The organism is Peribacillus sp. P4_C12 (assembly GCF_056402095.1).
The window spans coordinates 1-1,656 of sequence record NZ_JBFUIB010000686.1; the positions used below are offsets into that span (position 1 = coordinate 1).

1 protein-coding gene is annotated in these 1,656 nt (G+C 34.0%); it reads left to right on the forward strand.

Annotated features, from left to right (window positions below):
• The first annotated feature begins 433 nt into the window (after window positions 1–433).
• Window positions 434–1,525, forward strand: a complete 1,092-nt coding sequence (locus tag AC1DUW_RS27980) for a carbohydrate kinase (RefSeq protein WP_477644073.1) — start codon at window positions 434–436, stop codon at window positions 1,523–1,525.
• Window positions 1,526–1,656 lie beyond the last annotated feature (131 nt).

A 1,656-nucleotide genomic window follows, 5' to 3' on the forward strand; every position in this document is an offset into this window, starting at 1 on the left:
GGGGTACAGATAAATCTTCATTATTTTAATTCCTCCTATCATTTTTTATTATTCATTGAGTTTTAAATATGATTTTTGAAAATCTAACAAAAAATCATAATCTTCAATATAAATCAAAGATAATCATTTTTACAATCTATTTTTTGTTTATTATTGATTGGCCAATCATTTGTCTGTAATATTTAGATAGCGTATAATTTATTTGTCGCTAGAAATGAGAATACTAAAAAATTTTAATATCTTTCAAAAAAATGAATTAATCCTATTGCTTTACTCTGGTTCGAAAAAAGGGTATTTTGTATACTAAGAAATTTCGGCTATCTTGTAAACAAACAGAAGATAAAGTTATTATGATTAATCTATTTACAATTAAAAGTTTACAAACTTTTGTTTATATAATAAACTATCGTTTAATGAGAAGTGAGGCTACTTCATGGATAAAGAGAAACAAATTTTAGATTACATAAAAATAAATCCTTTCATATCACAGCAAGAATTAGCAAGTAAAGTTGGTTTATCACGACCTGCAGTTGCCAATTATATTGCTAACTTGACGAAACGTGGTGAAATTAAAGGACGCGCCTATATTCTCCGAGAAGAATCGTCGATCCTCTGTATTGGAGGGGCAAACACAGACCGAAAAGCCCGATCAAATCAGGAGGTGCGTTTATATTCATCTAATCCAGTAAAAATTTCTGAAGCTTGTGGCGGTATAGCACGCAACTTTGCCGAAAATTTAAGTCGACTCGGCTGTAGCACTACTCTTATGGCTTGTGTAGGGGACGACAAAGAAGGTAACTGGATACTGAATGAAACGAAAAGACAAGGAGTGGATGTTAGTCAAGTATGGGTTTTACCAACAGAGCGAACAGGGACTTTTACCACCTTATTAGATATTAATGGTGAAAGCATTGTCTCCATGGCTGATATGAATATATACGAAAAAATAACAACATCTATGTTTGAGGAAAAATGGTCCTATATCATTTCCTCCCAAGCTGTTTTTTTGGATACGAATATTCCTAAGGAATGTCTCAGTTATTTAATTAACCGCTGCCGCGATGAAAACATTCCTATGTACATTGACCCTGTATCTACAGCCAAAGCACGAAAACTTCCATTTCGTCTTGACGGTGTAGAACTGCTGATGCCTAACCGAGAAGAAGCAGAGATACTTGCTGAAATAAAAATCGAATCAATCAAGGATTGCCAATTAGCCTGTGAAAAAATTAGACAGCGTGGCGTTCAAAAAGTTATTATCACACTTGGTGATCAGGGGGTTTATTATTTTTCTACAGAGGAATCTGGACACTTGCCTCCTTTCAAAACTGACGTAGTTGATGTCACAGGGGCTGGTGAAGCATTTTCTTCATGTGCAATCTACGGAATCCTGAACGAAGAATCGCTATTTAGTGCTTGCAAATTAGGTCTTGCTGGTGCTGCTCTTACCATTCAAACTGAAGAATCTATATCATCATTTTTGAAACCTGAAAAAATTCATGAAATAGTAAAGAATTTTTCGTGATGAAATCATATTCTCACCATAGTAATATCTCCATTTCGTTACTTAAAGATGATTATTTGTTGTGAATGTCATATCCAAAAAAAATTAGTCCCCTTTTCTTGAAAGAGCATCTGCCTTTTCCTTAGCAGATG